Below are 14,448 nucleotides of genomic sequence, written 5' to 3'. Positions count from 1 at the left end.
TTTTAGAGGACCTGGCTTGAGGCAAAATCGCTCTCAAGCGACTCAGGCGTTATTGCCTCCTCTTAGTCTAGAGGCAATCCAGGCAAGGTTTCATAGCAAATATGACTCGGCTTACGTCTGTCTGCAGGTCTCGCTGACCTGTGGAGTTACCGAACGCTTGGCGATCGCGCGCTTGTCAATAGGGCGGTTCCGCTGGTCCGTCATAGCCGCACATCCCTAAACGGGGCGAATTCACCAGAGGGATGGGTTCCTCATAACTGTCATGGGGATGGGTCTTGGTATGAGCGTCGCAGAGCGTTCCCCATGTCTCATCTTCATACAGACATTCCACGCACAGATGTGTTGCAGGTTTACCGCATTCGATGCACTTTTCCTCTGGCATGAGGTTTCGGGCCATCAGGGCGATCGCCTTTGAGGTCGTAGGCTTCCCTTGACGCACCTCCACCAGCTTCACCAACGTTTCCGATGAAGTCCCAAAGTCATAAATATGGGTGAGTTCTCGACCGAGTTGAAAGACATCGCTCATTTTTCGTCGTTTGCCGACTTCTTGAGCAAAACCGCCGCCAAACGAAAACTGGCTCATGTGACCGCAGCATTCCAGCCAGATCGCCCGTAGATAGGTATCCAAATCTTGCAAAGACTTAGAACCGCGCATCTCTAAATCCAGCCAGAATTCACTGCGGTAAACATCCTGCACCCGGAGATGAAACAGGATTTCAGGGGTAGCCTTGCCAGCTTCGGCCTGGGCGATCGCCTCCAACCGCTTCCCGCAGGTTCCAAGGTGCTTCGTCAGAGCACCCTTCGCCAGTACCTTGCCGCAATAGGCACAGGCTCCTTTCGACTGCTTGCGCTGCGCCAAAGTTAACCTCCTAGATCGACCCTAATCGGGGTCTATCTTTAAAGTCAGCTTACCAGTTTATCCCCCCTATCCTCAGTCCATCCAGCCCACGTCTACAGACTTAGACTGACCTGTATTGCTGGTTGGAGCCTTACTATGCTGAACGGAGTGGGACGGTAAAGGGCGCAGAGATAGCGGAGCTTTGCGCTGAGGCTGGGCCTTCGGCGTTTTTAAGGCATCCAAAGTTTTGCCCATTTCAGTATTGGCCTCAGAAAGCTGTAGGATGACTTCCTTGGCCTCCGCCAATTCTGTCTTCAGCACGGAAACTTGGGCGACCTGGGTCTCAAAACTCCCCACTTCTTTCTGGTAGCGCTTCACCTCAGTTCGCAGGGAATCGATTTGCGCTTGCAGATCCTTTTCGCGTTCCGCACCTTGAGTGAGAGCGGCCTTCAATTCAGTAATTTGGGCTGCGAATTGTCCCTCGTTTGGCTCGCTGTCTTTTCTAGGAACAGCACTTGCGGCAGCTTTACGAGTACGACTAGCCGCCGCCTTTTCCGGAGCGGCAGAAGGCTTAGACTCTGATTCAGTCGCTTCCTTTTGAACCTCTTGTCGCAGAATATCCGAGAGATTGCGGCGCGTCACGATCGTGTCCTCCAGTCTTTTTCAATTTCTTCAACAACCTGATGGTAGTCTGAGCCAGCTCGATCGGTATTCCCCCCCTGCCATTGCAGAATGGTTTTCCCTTCTAGGGCCGCTCGTTCGTGGGCTTTGTAAGCCCGAATAAACGCAGTACAGACCGGAATTCCCAGTTCCTGAAGAGTCTGCTGCGCGTCATGGGCTTCCTTGATGCTGCGCGGATCGACCTTCGTCAGTAAAACCCGATGCATCACTCCTGCGGGCAGGACAGAACTTTTGACCGTTTGCACTAAAGCTGCCAAATCCATCGGCGCTGGGGGCGTAGGCAAAATCAAGTAGTCTGCTGCTGGAATGGCCGCCGCCAGCGCGTCGGAAGCCAGGGCTGGTGGCGTATCTACCACCACGACACCATAGGCTTTTGCGTCTCTCAAATCCTTCAGAAGCAGCGGGTTGGTTTCTTTTGCAATGTCAAACCCCAAGCTACTATCGCTTTGCTCTGCCCACCAAGACGCAGACCCCTGAGGGTCGGCATCCACCAGTAGCACTTTGCGCTGGGCAGATAGGATTGCCGCTAGGTTAACGGCGGTTGTGGTTTTGCCAACGCCCCCCTTGCCATTGAGAACCACCAAAACCTTATTCAAACGGGCGGGTGAATTTAAGACCACACATTAGTCCCTATGCGAACATTAGTCGACCCTTGGAGTGGCTTCAATACAAGACTCTGGGACGGCGTTCAACTTTAATTAAACATTAGAAGGTGTCGTAGCTAGACATAAACTCAAATTCTAGCCTCTAGGGAGCAGAGCCAATTTGAACGGACTCCAGCCGCGACGACTGCAATCGATCCATCCACCCTTGGAGGTACATCAGATTGGCTCGTTGCTCCTTGGGGTCGAGGGTGTCCGAGGGATGTGGCATCAATCCCAAAATGGTCGCGTTGGTGACGCAAAACATCGACTTTTGAAAACTTTCGCAAATTTTGATCAGCAGGTCATCTTCTTTGCGGATGGTCTGTTGGTACACATGATGCAGATAGTCAGGAATGAAATGGCGCATATCCTGCATGAGCAGCGTAGGCGGAATTCCCGCGCCCCCCGTGGGGAGGGGATCGGCGTAGAGCGCGCCATAGGCAAAGCGGCCTTGGTCGAAGGGAATCTGTTGGGCTTGGGCGTTGTAAGAAACCGTACCTAAAAAGGGTGTCCCCCGAAAAAAGATAGTTTCTACGTAGGGAATGGCTGCATCTGCCAAAAAGGTCAGCTCTGCCGATTTAGGGATGATGTCGTAGCGCTGTCCTCGAATGTCTACGGTATAGACGATGGGCTTACTGGCCGCCGCAACCAGTCCAGATTTTACATGTTCGACCACTTGAGGAATGGTCTTGATAGTTCCCAGATCGTACAAATCCGACAGCGTCAGGAAAATCTCGCACATGACATCCCAGAACTGGCCCAGAACGCTGTAGTAAACGGACTGCCGCACTTGCTCTAGCAAAAACTCAGGAAAGGCTTTATTGAGACCCCGAATCAAAAAATTACCGCGCGTTTTAGCGTCGATCGCCTTTTGCGCGTAGTTCCTGAACGTTTCAGATTCTAGATAGGTATCGAGTCCGCCGCCACCGTGCCACTGCATCACCTTCATGCAGTATTCAGCATATTCAAAGTTAATGCGATCGTGCCACCAGTGGCGCAGCACCTTGGCAACGGTCACCTGTCCGTTAAAGTACTTGAAAAACGGAAAGAGTTCTAGGAACTGCCATTCGGCAATATACAGCAGATTTTTGTAGTAGGATTCCATCACCACGCCGTAGCTTTTGAGAATGCCAACTACTTCCAAGACGTTCTCCGGCGTATCGGGGAGCAACGTCTTGCCCTGCTGGATCCGCTCTATATACTCGGCATAGGGATGTTTGGATTTGAGGCGAGGGGAATTTGTCATCGCACGACTTCGGCAAAGAATGCAAGGCAGTTTTAATGAAAAGGCAATTAATGCGCTAACGCTGGAGGCACGGGTACCGCAGATCCGTCAGCAGCATCGGGCAAGGCGGCAATCGAAGTGGGGGTAGTGGTTAGCTGGGTGAGGCTTGATTCTGTCCAACCCGTAATCCAACTCGGCTGCAGGCCAAACAAGACGATCAAAATGGCCAAGATAATACCAGGGTAGCGATCGCTCCACGCCACAGGCGGCAGTGTCACCACCTTACCATCGGCGCGGGTCGTCAAACGACCGAAGAAGGCTTGGTTGACCAACAGTAAAAAGTAAACGGCAGTCAGACCCGTCCCCACCATGCACAGCAACGTTTGGACGGGAAAGGCCGCAAAGCTGCCCCGGAAAACCAAAAATTCCGAGATAAACCCGACCATGCCGGGAATTCCGGCGCTCGCCATCACGCCCACGACCATCAAACTGCCGATCACGGGCAATCCCCGCTCTGGATTCAGCAGACCTCTCAAGACCGTGAGGTCGCGAGTGCCAGTTTTTTTGTAAACCACACCCACCAGCAGAAACAGCAGCGCTGAAATTAAGCCGTGGCTGACCATTTGCAGCTCGACCGCTACGAGGCTGAGGGGAGTTGCCGCCGCTGCGGCCAGTAAAATAAAACCCATGTGCCCCACGGAACTGAACGCCACCATTTTTTTCATGTCGGTTTGGGCGATCGCCGTAAAGGCTCCGTACAAGACGCTCACCACGGCCCAAGAGGCCAGCCAGGGGGCCAGCACAGCCCAAGCTTCTGGGAATAAACCCACCCCAAACCGCAGTAGACCGTAGGTACCCAGTTTGAGCAGCACCCCAGCCAGCAGAACAGAGACGGGCGTGGAAGCTTCGACGTGGGCGTCGGGCAGCCAGGTATGAAGGGGCACCAGCGGAATTTTAATCCCAAATCCTAAGAGCAGTCCGCCCAGTAAAACCACCTGCTGAGTCAGAGAGAGCGCATTGGCGAGATCCGGTTGGTAGGCAAAGCTATCGGCTCCGCTCAGCCAAACGAGGCCCAAAAAGCTGCCTAAAATCGCAATGCCGGAAACGGCGGTATAGATCAAAAACTTGGTTGCGGCATACCCCCGACGGGCACCGCCCCAAATCCCGATCAGCAAGTAGAGCGGAATCAGCTCGATCTCGTAAAACAGGAAAAACAGCAGCAGATTTTCTGCCAAAAACGCGCCGACCACGCCAAAGTTCAGGAGCAGCATGAGGCTGTAGTAAAAGCGCGGACGCTCGATCTCGTCATCGGAGCTGTAGATGGCAATGCAGGTCAGCAGGCTATTGAGGGCGACCAGGGGATAGGAAAGGCCATCGACGCCCACCTGATACCGCAACCCTAAATCGTCCAGCCACGGGATGGTTTCTTGAAATTGCGATCCGGCAGCGGTGACATCAAACTGCACCCCGATCGCCGCCGTCCAGACGAGTGCCAAAACGGACACCGCTAAGGCGAATCCCTTCACCTGCCGTACAGTCTGAAATTGGGGCCACAGCGCCAGGGCGATCGCCCCAGCCAGCGGGATCCAAAGGAGTAGGCTCAGCATTTATATTCCCCTACCACAACGACCAAGTGAGAAATAGACCCAAAACGCCCACGCCGAGCAAAATCGTCAGCATGTAAAACTGAGACTGACCCGAGGCGCTGTACTTTAACCCCTCGCCGCTCAGAACTGACGCCAACCCGACCGCATTGACCAGCCCGTCCACGATATAGCGATCGACCCAGGCCGTAATCTGCGACAGGGAAGCCACTACAAATACCACCGTGACGCGATAGAGCTTATCGATGTAAAAGTCGTAGGACAGGATATCTTGAAGGACGCGGATCGGCTTCTGAATGGAGCGCGCCATCGACCGTTGCAGTTCCAACGTCGCGCCAATACTGCAGCCCATTACACCGGACAGCACCAAGGCAAGCGCCGCACTTTTGTTGATGTAGGCCAGATCGGGGATGATGGATAAACGCCACATCAGCAAAGGACACAAAAGCGTCGCGACAATCATGGATACCATCGGCACCGCCATGGTCCAAGGCACTTCTGGCGCTCGTCGCGTTTTGGGTTGAATCGGCCCTAGAAAAACCAGCCTAAAAATCCGCGTCAGGTTAATCGCCGAAAGTAAATTGACGACGAGCACGATCGCCGCCAGCAAGGGTTGGTCGTACCAATAGATATCTAAGCCGCGCTCGAAAGCCCAAAAACAGCCCAAGGGTAAGATGCCGACTAGGGCCAAAGCCCCAACCACAAAAGAAGTGGTCGTGGCAGGCATTCGCGACCATATTCCGCCGTACTCCGTTAAGTCTTGAGTATTTGTGGTGACGATCAGTCCCCCGACGCTCATAAAAATCAGAGCTTTGGCGATCGCGTGGGTAAACAACAAGAGCAAAGCCACGTTCGTCCACTGCATGCCCACTGCAATAAACACCAATCCCAAGTAGGCACTCGTGGAGTGAGAGAGCGCCCGCTTCAGGTCGATTTGGGCGATCGCCACCAGAGACTCGCCAATGGCAGTAATGCTGCCAATGACTACCAATGCTGTCAGCGCCACGGGCGATAGATTCAAGATAGGTTGGAGCTTAATTAAAAAATAGGCCCCCGTAGACACCACCACCGAATTTCGCAGGATGGAGGCAGGATTGGGCCCCTCCATGGCCTCATCCAACCAAAGGTGGAACGGAAATTGCGCGCATTTCCCCGAAGGTCCCGCAATCAGACCCAGCCCCAGTAGCGTGGCCGCTAGCGGCGATAGGGTTGCCGTCTCCGCCCAGTCGTACAAATCTGGGAAATTGAGGCTCCCTGCAAATACAGAAAGAGTAACCACCCCCATCAGCAGCAAAATATCGCCCACCCGTTTGGTCAAAAACGCATCTCGCGCTGCGGTGACCACTAGCGGCTGCGCGTACCAAAACCCCACCAGCAGATAGGTCGATAGCGTCAGCATTTCTAGGAGGGCATAGCTCAGAAACAGCGAATTGCTAATGGCAAGCCCGCTCATCGCCGCCTCAAAAAAGCCCATCAGCCCAAAAAACCGCGCCAAAGCCCAGTCTTTTTCCATGTAGCCGATGGCAAAGAGTTGAGCCAAGAAGCTCAAGCTCGTCACCAGCTCCATGACCCCAGTCGTCGTGGAAGACACTTCGATCAGGAACGTCAAATCGAAATCGGCGACGTTGAGCCAGTGATACACGAGCTGGATCGGCTCCCGATGCAAAGTTCCCTGAAAAACGAGCGTGCCGTGGACTAACGCAAGCAGCGTCATCAGGAGATTGAAATAGGCGGCAGGGCGAGGGCCCGATTGCTTGACCAATCCCATGGACCACGGCAAGGTCAACAATGCCCCCAACAGCCCGTAACAGGGCACCCACCAACTTGTTTGCACCAGGATGTCATTCATGGGAACGTTCCATTGCGATCGCAGCCCTAACCAAATCGTTTACAAAACTTATCCTTTATTTTAAGGTGCAACGGACCCTAGAGGCCGTAGGTACAACCGCTCATGAGCCTCTACCAAACACCTCAAAATTGATACCCAACGCATTTACAGTACGGCACGAACCGCTGCTTTCGCACAAGGCTCGATTGTCGGACATCATACTGACCGACCGCTTAAGCGAACAGACATGCCTCGCAAAGCCGTATTTTCAATCGCCGCAGGGCAAGCGATTAAATCTCAGCTTAGACCTCAACGATACCCGAGAAAAGAGACGCACCATAAAAAACGATCAATCGTCCCTCTAATTTTTACTTATGAGACCCGTTTAATAATATTTTTATAAAGGGACTGTAAAAGTTTCAATGCATCCGGTTTGAGTCGGGACGCGACCGCCAGAAAATATTAGCTTGGCTAATGTCTTAGATTTGAAACTATCATTGAAACTTATATTGTCAAAAGGAGCACAGCAACTCTATTCTTAGTTTCATAACCCTGAATGCCTTGATGAAATAGAAAGATGGCCCTTCCCGTGTAAAAGCGATCCCAGGGCGGTTTCTTCAGTTTTTGTTTAAGGTGAAGCGATCGAATTTACGTTAGGAGAATGTTATGCCAATTGCGGTTGGAATGATTGAAACCAAGGGATTCCCTGCTGTTGTAGAAGCAGCGGATGCCATGGTTAAAGCGGCACGAGTGACCCTGGTGGGCTACGAAAAAATCGGCAGCGGTCGCGTCACGGTCATCGTGCGGGGCGACGTGTCTGAAGTTCAGGCTTCCGTCGCTGCTGGAATTGAGTCTGCCAAGCGCGTCAACGGCGGCGAAGTGCTTTCAACGCACATTATCGCGCGTCCCCACGAAAACTTGGAGTACGTCCTGCCCATTCGCTACACCGAAGAAGTCGAGCAGTTTAGAACTTAAGGTTCTGAGAAGGTTCTGGGCGCCTCAGTCTTGATTCGAGTTTTGTTTGTTATTTTTTGGAGAACGGTTTTATGGCGATCGCAGTTGGCATGATAGAAACCCTCGGGTTTCCCGCTGTTGTAGAAGCAGCAGACGCAATGGTTAAAGCAGCGCGAGTCACGCTGGTGGGCTACGAAAAGATCGGCAGCGGTCGCGTCACGGTCATCGTGCGGGGCGACGTGTCTGAAGTTCAGGCTTCTGTTGCTGCAGGGATTGACAACGTTCGACGCGTCAACGGCGGGCAAGTGCTTTCCACGCACATCATCGCACGCCCTCACGAAAACTTAGAGTACGTTCTGCCCATTCGTTACACTGAAGATGTGGAGCAATTCCGCGAGAGCGTCAGCGGTATTCGCCCCATCGGTAGACCATAACCCTCCATGCAGATTGCTCGGGTTCGCGGAACGGTTGTAAGCACCCAAAAAGACCCAAGCCTAATGGGCGTCAAGTTTTTACTCGTGCAGCTTATCGATGAAGAGGGTCAGCCCCTTCCAGAATACGAAGTTGCTGCCGACTGCGTCGGGGCAGGGGTCAATGAGTGGGTTTTGGTGAGTCGCGGTAGCGCCGCTCGTCAGCTCTCCGGTTTTGAAAAGCGACCTTTAGACGCGCTCGTGGTCGGCATTATCGACACCGTCAGTCTCGATAATCGCAAGCTTTATAGCAAAAAAGAGCAGTATTAGCGTTGACTGAAGCTTCCGTCCGATCTTTCCCCTCTTGAGTTTTACGCGCTTGGGGCTGGGGCAGACGGATTCCTTCCACAAACGATCGATTACCACTACAAACTGAGTTTCATTATTCAGTTAGGAGAAATATTCATGGTTGTCCGAGGCCTTGCGGCTCCCCCGACACCTTGGTCTAAGAGCTTATCTAAACCTCAAATCCATTCCTCGGCGTACGTTTACTCCGACATCAACGTCATTGGCGACGTGCGGATTGCGGAAAATGTCATGATCGCGCCTGGGACTTCGATTCGTGCCGATGAAGGGACTCCCTTCTCGATCGGCGCAAGTACGAATATCCAGGATGGGGTTGTCATTCACGGGCTAGAGCAAGGTCGCGTCATCGGGGACGATGGAAAAGACTATTCAGTTTGGATTGGCGGTAGTACCTCCATTACCCACATGGCGCTCATTCATGGGCCGGCTTATGTGGGCGATAACTGTTTTATTGGATTTCGCTCGACGGTTTTCAACGCACGCGTGAATAAGGGCTGCATTGTCATGATGCACGCCCTTATTCAGGATGTAGAAATTCCGCCGGGCAAGTACGTGCCTTCTGGGGCCGTTATCACCACACAGCAGCAGGCAGATCGCCTGCCCAACGTACAAGCTGCCGATGTGGAGTTTGCCAGTCATGTGATTGGCATCAATCAATCTTTGCGTTCGGGCTACCGCTGTGCCGACGACATTGAATGTATCAGACCGATTCGGGAGGGTTCTCCTAAAAAGGGAGCCGCCAAAAAAGATCCGATTCGGAATGAACCTGCTGGAAATGGATCTCGCGTTAATGGAGGATCTGCCGCCGTGGCAATAGGAAGTAATTATCTCAGTGCGGATGCCGTAGAACAGGTGCGCCAGCTCCTGATTCAAGGCTATCGAATCGGGACGGAGCACGCCGATAAGCGTCGATTCCGCGCCAGTGCTTGGAATAGCTGCAAGCCAATTTTGGGGAGCCGCGAGGCAGACGTTGTGGCTGCGCTAGAAGCCTGTATGGCAGAACACGCTGGAGAGTATGTCCGCTTAGTGGGGATCGATCCTAAAGCCAAACGCCGCGTGGCAGAACTGGTGATTCAGCGGCCCGACGGCACGAGCGGTGTTGCACCCTCCCCGCGTCGAGTTGCGAGCAGTTCCAAAGCATCTGCTGCTGCTCCCAGTGCCACACCTGCTGGAGCCGATGTGGCCCAGCAAGTGCGCCACCTTTTGGCCCAAGGCTATCAAATTGGGACGGAACACGCCGATAAGCGTCGATTCCGCGCCAGTGCTTGGACGAGCGGCAAGTCTTTGACGGCCCGCCGCGATGGCGACGCGCTTTCCGAACTCAACTCGATTATCGCGCAGTATCCTGGCGAGTACGTACGGCTGGTGGGTATCGACCCTAAAGCCAAGCGACGCGTTTTGGAACTAGTGGTGCAGCGACCTGACGGCAATGGCAATAGCAATGGCGGCGCACCTGTCGCGAGTGCTGGATCGACGGCATCGTCTCATCGACCTGCGGCTGCAGGCGGTAGCGCGGCTTTGGGTTCCGATGTTGCGGGACACATTCATAGCTTGCTCGCCCAGGGCTATCAAATTGGGACGGAGCACGCCGACAAGCGTCGGTTCCGCGCCAGTGCTTGGACGAGCGGCAAGTCTTTGACGGCCCGCCGCGATGGCGACGCGCTTGCGGAACTCAACTCGATTGTCTCGCAGTATCCTGGCGAGTACGTACGGCTGGTGGGCATTGACCCTAAAGCCAAGCGGCGCGTTTTGGAATTGGTGGTGCAGCGACCTGACGGCAATGGCAACGGCAGTATGCCAGCGCCTGCTTCTTACTCTGCCCCCGCCCCTTCAGCGCGCCCTGCATCCGCACCAGCGACTCGATCGGGTTCCGGTCCGCTCAGCTCGGATGTGGTGAGTCAAGTCCGCCAACTTTTGGCCCAAGGGCACCAAATTTCTACGGAACATGCCGACAAACGCCGCTTCCGCGCCAATGCTTGGCACAGTTGCGCGCCGATCGCAACCACTCGCGAGGCCGAGGTGTTCCGCGCCCTTGAGACTTGCCTTGCCGAGCATGCGGGCGAGTACGTCCGCGTGATTGGGATTGACCCCAAGGCAAAGCGACGCGTGCTCGAAGCCGTGATTCAGCGCCCGAGCTGATCGTTTCCCGTATCGCGAGGAGAAGACTGTTGGTAAGGCTGTCACAGAACGCTATCGATGCCGATAGAACGGCCTTATCCAGTCTCTCCTCGCAACAATTTTCCTTAAATAGCCCGTCCCTGACGGTTTGTTTGTCCTTGACGCCACAGCTCGCGATCGTTCTTCCCAATCTGTTCTCCGAACTAATCCGGGTGTAATGCCTCGTTTGTCGAACGGTATCCTTAGAGGTTTTGATATCCGTGTACTCGCCGCCGCTTCAGGCCATGCATGATTCTCAGGTTTTCATCAGTGGCGATGTCACGATCCATCCGAATGCGGCGATCGCCCCTGGTGTTCTCCTCCAAGCTTCGCCGGGAAGCAGCATTGTCGTTGCAGCAGGTGCGTGCATTGGTATGGGTGCTGTCTTGCATTCCTGCGACGGGACGATCGAGATTCGGGAGGGCGCGAGTATTGGCGCGGGCGTGCTGATCGTTGGCGCTGGGGCGATCGGACCGGGAGCCTGCATCGGCTCGCTGAGTACGCTCTTAAATACGACGGTGGAGGCAAAGGTCTTGGTGCCGTCAGGTTCTATTTTGGGCGACGGCAGCCGTCAGCTTCAGATCGAAGCTGAGGTGGCTCAACCGACGATGAGTCCGTCCCAACCGCCGCCTCAGCCGGACCTATCCCCCGATCCTTGGGCGACGTCTCAACCCCAAATTCCAACCATTTCTGCGCCGTCCTCGGAAACTCAGAGCAACGGTTTTAATTCTTTCAAGTATCCAGAGCCTGCCAGTATTGGCGCGAATCCATTTAAGTATCCAGAAAATCCAAGTCTCAGCCTCAACCAAACGGCACAGAGCAATGGAGCATCCGACAAAACGGCTCCAGAAAAAGTGGCGAATGTAGTGCACGGGCAATCCTACGTCAACGATTTGCTGTCCACCCTTTTGCCCAACCGCAACAGTCAAATGTCGCCATCTCCCGATTCTTGAGGATTCAGTTCTCGGGATGTGCGGCTAAAGTATAGAGGAGATTAACTATTGAGGTCGCCAATGCGAGCAGCTCGACCGCTCCGCAACCCCATTCGGGAAACTGCTCTGGGGTTAGTGTCTACCCAAAGCTTTCCGGCTATTGTGGGGACTGCAGATATGATGCTCAAGTCTGCTGGTGTGACGCTCGTGGGGTATGAGAAGACGGGCAGCGGCCATTGTACGGCGATCGTGCGCGGTGGCATTGCAGATGTGCGCCTTGCGGTGCAGGTGGGTGAGGAAACTGCCAGGAAGTTCAGTCAGTATGTTTCGAGCCTCATCCTAGCCAGACCTTTGCCCAATCTAGAGGCGGTGCTGCCCATCAGCGCCAGAATGATGCAGTTGGCTCAAAATGGTGCGGTCAGCAAGCTCAGCAATCAGGCGATCGGGTTGCTGGAAACGCGCGGTTTTCCGGCGATGGTGGGGGCGGCTGACATTATGCTGAAGTCGGCGGAGGTGCAGCTTTCTGCCTACGAAACGATTGGCGCGGGACTCTGTACGGTCATTATTCGCGGCTCGGTGGCGGATGTGGCGATGGCGATCGAGGCGGGGATGCATGAGGCGCAACGGATTGGCGAGCTGAATGCGGTGATGGTGATTCCCAGGCCGCTGGACGATCTGGAGCAGACGCTGCCGATCGCCAGTTGTTGGCTGGAGCAACCGGAGCCGCTGAGCATTCCGCTCAAGATTAAGACGAAGGAGCGAGAGTTGATCGAGTTATCTAAGATGGCGGAAGCGCCGCTCTCTATTGAGAAAGATTTGCCTTAGTTGTCGATAGGGGCGCGTGGGGCGATCGCCGTTTTGGCTGAGGTGGGCGATCGCTAGATGTTGGTTTAACCGTTTGTCTGCCAGTCTTCAATTCTCAGATTTTCTACGCGGCGAAATTCTCCAACGTTGTTAGTAACGAGAATCAGGTCATAAGCAAGCGCAATTGAAGCAATTTGAGAATCATAGGGGCCAATAGGAGTCCCTTGACTGGTCAATTGGGCACGAATGCGGCCATGAATTGATGCAGCTTGTGCATCAAAAGGGAGGCAGGGTAGTTGGGCTAAAAAATCCTGTTGATTTTTGAGGGCTTGCGTGGGTCTGGTACTCCGCATAGCACCATAAAACAGTTCTGATTTTGTGATGGCACAGATTGCTGAGACGGGCAGATGAGTGCGTAATTGTTGTGTAACGGGAGAGCCTGGAAATTTAAGATGGTGGATACAGGCGTTGGTATCAAGCAGGTAAATCATGGAAGGTCTCTAACTTCGTAATCGCCTTGGGGGGGACGTTCTAGGTCAGGGATAGAACCAGCCGTTTGCTCTAATATGGATAACCAATCTGTGGATTGGGCTTGCACCTGAACGGTTACGTCGTAGCCTTTAAAGTCATCGGGCAGTTGTAGGATAAGACGACCATCTGATTGAACGCGAGAGTGAAGCGTAATAGGTTGCATGGCTAAGCTCCGAGGCAGGAAACAGGCTTATTTGCATTGTCGCTTATGTCAGAGAGGTTAACTTATTGTGGCGATCGCAGTCTTGGCTGAGGTAGGCGATCGCATTACTCTAAAATCAAGATCGGGAAACAAGAAAGATATGGTTGCCCTTTTAGATGTTGTGGCGTTAGCCGAAGATCTGCCTGAGCAGGGCCTGCTTCGGGGACAAGTTGGCTCGGTCGTAGAAGCGTTAGCGCCTGAAACTTTTTTGATTGAGTTCAGTGACGATCGGGGAAGAACCTATGCAATGTTGCCCCTGAAAGCCTGTCAACTTATCGTTTTGCATTTTGAGGCTGCGGGGCTTCAGTTAGCTTCCGTCTGATTGCGATCGCGGTAGACGGAGGATACCCAGCTATAAACGACGATGATTTTCATGGTTTAGCTGTAATTTTTCAAGCCGATTAATTAATCGCTGTAGATGAGTTGTCATTCTAGGTTTCTCAAAGCGCCAAGATTCAACTGTAGTAAGGTAGTCAATAAAGTGTTTAGGTTCGCAGCTAGCACTGCCATGCCAGTCATGAAAATTTCGATGTAGATTTTCATGTATTGCGATTAAGTTATCTTGAAAATCAGCTAGGTCTGGACGTGTTGCACGGTCGAATAAATGATGAACATGTAGATCAAATGGCGCAGCTGGCTCCTGCTTTTCATGAGTTACTTGACATTTTTTGTCTGCTTGCGACTTCACATGATTCATTGCCCGTGTAATTCTGGCATCAAAAGATTCAATATATTTTTTTTGATATTCAATAGCATCTTCAACAACTTCAGCAACTGCATCAGTCCAAGTCTTTCGTGACTTAGAAGCGCTTTTATTTCCAAGGTTCTCCGACATATTTTGAGCAAGACGAACTATCCCTCTTTGGCTCCAGTATTGAACATTATCCACATCTTCGAAGTGAACGCCTGGCTTCATTTGTTCGCGGCCCTGTAACTCACAGTTATCCTGTTCTCTTCTGGCAGCAAAATTTATGCCTTTTCCATTTGTATCGAGGATTCGAATCACCTGAGGTCGTTCGATAAAGACTAATTCTCCACGAACGACGATCCCTTGGAGATCTTGCGTTTCATGAATGATGCGCCGCCGAACTAACATACGACGGGTACGCTCTCGTCTATGGGTTATACGTTCGACAACCGTATCAATAAAACTTGAAACAGGATTTGCAGTAGTAGTCTCCTGTATATATTTAGCAATAGCCATAGCTCCTGATTCATAAAAACGACGGGTCTCCATTTTCTTACTAAGCCATTCAAAATGCTCGCCCCTTG

The 14,448-nt window shown here is 53.0% G+C and carries 16 protein-coding genes; 7 read left to right on the top strand and 9 right to left on the bottom strand.

From position 1 onward, the window contains the following. Positions 1 to 175: 175 nt before the first annotated feature. The 6 genes from R6H26_RS22405 to R6H26_RS22380 all read right to left on the bottom strand — a co-directional run bounded on the left by R6H26_RS22405 (position 176) and on the right by R6H26_RS22380 (position 6,841). Complete coding sequence (locus R6H26_RS22405) at positions 176 to 859, bottom strand: hypothetical protein (RefSeq protein ID WP_404785691.1); 684 nt, start codon at positions 857 to 859, stop codon at positions 176 to 178. A gap of 72 nt (positions 860 to 931) precedes the next feature. Continuing rightward, positions 932 to 1,480, bottom strand: coding sequence for a hypothetical protein (locus R6H26_RS22400; RefSeq protein ID WP_404785689.1), 549 nt, complete (start codon positions 1,478 to 1,480; stop codon positions 932 to 934). After that, a complete protein-coding gene (locus R6H26_RS22395) occupies positions 1,477 to 2,139 on the bottom strand; it encodes an AAA family ATPase (protein WP_404785687.1) in 663 nt (220 codons plus the stop codon). Before R6H26_RS22395 ends, R6H26_RS22400 begins: the two co-directional genes overlap by 4 nt. Positions 2,140 to 2,266: 127 nt before the next feature. Next, positions 2,267 to 3,409 (bottom strand): CO2 hydration protein, encoded by a 1,143-nt coding sequence (locus R6H26_RS22390; RefSeq protein ID WP_404785686.1) that lies wholly within the window; start codon positions 3,407 to 3,409, stop codon positions 2,267 to 2,269. A gap of 47 nt (positions 3,410 to 3,456) precedes the next feature. Continuing rightward, positions 3,457 to 4,995 carry an NADH-quinone oxidoreductase subunit M gene (locus R6H26_RS22385; RefSeq protein WP_404785684.1) on the bottom strand — a complete coding sequence of 513 codons (1,539 nt, stop codon included), beginning with the start codon at positions 4,993 to 4,995 and terminating at the stop codon, positions 3,457 to 3,459. A 10-nt stretch (positions 4,996 to 5,005) separates the two neighbouring features. Next, positions 5,006 to 6,841, bottom strand: a complete 1,836-nt coding sequence (locus R6H26_RS22380; RefSeq protein WP_404785682.1) for an NAD(P)H-quinone oxidoreductase subunit F — start codon at positions 6,839 to 6,841, stop codon at positions 5,006 to 5,008. A gap of 645 nt (positions 6,842 to 7,486) precedes the next feature. Between R6H26_RS22380 and R6H26_RS22375 the strand changes: the two genes are divergently transcribed. From R6H26_RS22375 to R6H26_RS22350, 6 genes are all read left to right on the top strand, one after another. Beyond that, complete coding sequence (locus R6H26_RS22375) at positions 7,487 to 7,795, top strand: carbon dioxide-concentrating mechanism protein CcmK (protein WP_015170479.1); 309 nt, start codon at positions 7,487 to 7,489, stop codon at positions 7,793 to 7,795. A 71-nt stretch (positions 7,796 to 7,866) separates the two neighbouring features. Continuing rightward, positions 7,867 to 8,208: a carbon dioxide-concentrating mechanism protein CcmK gene (locus R6H26_RS22370; RefSeq protein ID WP_404785679.1), complete on the top strand. Its 342-nt coding sequence runs from the start codon at positions 7,867 to 7,869 to the stop codon at positions 8,206 to 8,208. A 6-nt stretch (positions 8,209 to 8,214) separates the two neighbouring features. Further along, positions 8,215 to 8,514, top strand: coding sequence for a EutN/CcmL family microcompartment protein (locus R6H26_RS22365; protein ID WP_404785678.1), 300 nt, complete (start codon positions 8,215 to 8,217; stop codon positions 8,512 to 8,514). A gap of 135 nt (positions 8,515 to 8,649) precedes the next feature. Further along, positions 8,650 to 10,689: a ribulose bisphosphate carboxylase small subunit gene (locus R6H26_RS22360; protein WP_404785676.1), complete on the top strand. Its 2,040-nt coding sequence runs from the start codon at positions 8,650 to 8,652 to the stop codon at positions 10,687 to 10,689. 230 nt (positions 10,690 to 10,919) lie between these two features. Then, entirely contained in the window at positions 10,920 to 11,660 is a 741-nt protein-coding gene (locus R6H26_RS22355) for a hypothetical protein (protein ID WP_404785674.1), read from the top strand. A gap of 60 nt (positions 11,661 to 11,720) precedes the next feature. After that, positions 11,721 to 12,464 (top strand): carbon dioxide-concentrating mechanism protein CcmK, encoded by a 744-nt coding sequence (locus tag R6H26_RS22350; protein WP_404785672.1) that lies wholly within the window; start codon positions 11,721 to 11,723, stop codon positions 12,462 to 12,464. Between the two features lie 65 nt (positions 12,465 to 12,529). Here the strand turns inward: R6H26_RS22350 and R6H26_RS22345 are convergent, their stop codons facing one another. Then, entirely contained in the window at positions 12,530 to 12,934 is a 405-nt protein-coding gene (locus tag R6H26_RS22345) for a type II toxin-antitoxin system VapC family toxin (RefSeq protein WP_404785670.1), read from the bottom strand. After that, a complete protein-coding gene (locus tag R6H26_RS22340; protein ID WP_404785668.1) occupies positions 12,931 to 13,137 on the bottom strand; it encodes a hypothetical protein in 207 nt (68 codons plus the stop codon). Before R6H26_RS22340 ends, R6H26_RS22345 begins: the two co-directional genes overlap by 4 nt. A 67-nt stretch (positions 13,138 to 13,204) precedes the next feature. On the opposite strand from R6H26_RS22340, the gene R6H26_RS22335 reads away from it, so the two are divergent. Next, a complete protein-coding gene (locus tag R6H26_RS22335; protein WP_404785666.1) occupies positions 13,205 to 13,498 on the top strand; it encodes a DUF4926 domain-containing protein in 294 nt (97 codons plus the stop codon). Positions 13,499 to 13,528: 30 nt separating this feature from the next. Here R6H26_RS22335 and R6H26_RS22330 read toward each other — a convergent pair whose 3' ends face one another. Then, positions 13,529 to 14,380 carry a hypothetical protein gene (locus tag R6H26_RS22330; protein WP_404785665.1) on the bottom strand — a complete coding sequence of 284 codons (852 nt, stop codon included), beginning with the start codon at positions 14,378 to 14,380 and terminating at the stop codon, positions 13,529 to 13,531. Between the last annotated feature and the right edge of the window lie 68 nt (positions 14,381 to 14,448).

The organism is Altericista sp. CCNU0014 (assembly GCF_044923475.1).
Classification (GTDB): Bacteria; Cyanobacteriota; Cyanobacteriia; order Thermosynechococcales; family Thermosynechococcaceae; genus JAAURS01.
The sequence above is the reverse complement of the archived record's forward strand: the minus strand, read 5'-3'. Positions and strand labels throughout refer to the sequence as shown.

What these genes read in the sequence shown, in the direction of transcription:
- R6H26_RS22365 (WP_404785678.1), top strand. Translation starts at nt 8,215, where the DNA reads ATGCAGATTGCTCGGGTTCGCGGAACGGTTGTAAGCACCCAAAAAGAC.
- R6H26_RS22385 (WP_404785684.1), bottom strand. Translation starts at nt 4,995, where the DNA reads ATGCTGAGCCTACTCCTTTGGATCCCGCTGGCTGGGGCGATCGCCCTG.
- R6H26_RS22390 (WP_404785686.1), bottom strand. Translation starts at nt 3,409, where the DNA reads ATGACAAATTCCCCTCGCCTCAAATCCAAACATCCCTATGCCGAGTAT.
- R6H26_RS22345 (WP_404785670.1), bottom strand. Translation starts at nt 12,934, where the DNA reads ATGATTTACCTGCTTGATACCAACGCCTGTATCCACCATCTTAAATTT.
- R6H26_RS22330 (WP_404785665.1), bottom strand. Translation starts at nt 14,380, where the DNA reads ATGGCTATTGCTAAATATATACAGGAGACTACTACTGCAAATCCTGTT.
- R6H26_RS22375 (WP_015170479.1), top strand. Translation starts at nt 7,487, where the DNA reads ATGCCAATTGCGGTTGGAATGATTGAAACCAAGGGATTCCCTGCTGTT.
- R6H26_RS22370 (WP_404785679.1), top strand. Translation starts at nt 7,867, where the DNA reads ATGGCGATCGCAGTTGGCATGATAGAAACCCTCGGGTTTCCCGCTGTT.
- R6H26_RS22380 (WP_404785682.1), bottom strand. Translation starts at nt 6,841, where the DNA reads ATGAATGACATCCTGGTGCAAACAAGTTGGTGGGTGCCCTGTTACGGG.
- R6H26_RS22350 (WP_404785672.1), top strand. Translation starts at nt 11,721, where the DNA reads ATGCGAGCAGCTCGACCGCTCCGCAACCCCATTCGGGAAACTGCTCTG.
- R6H26_RS22340 (WP_404785668.1), bottom strand. Translation starts at nt 13,137, where the DNA reads ATGCAACCTATTACGCTTCACTCTCGCGTTCAATCAGATGGTCGTCTT.
- R6H26_RS22360 (WP_404785676.1), top strand. Translation starts at nt 8,650, where the DNA reads ATGGTTGTCCGAGGCCTTGCGGCTCCCCCGACACCTTGGTCTAAGAGC.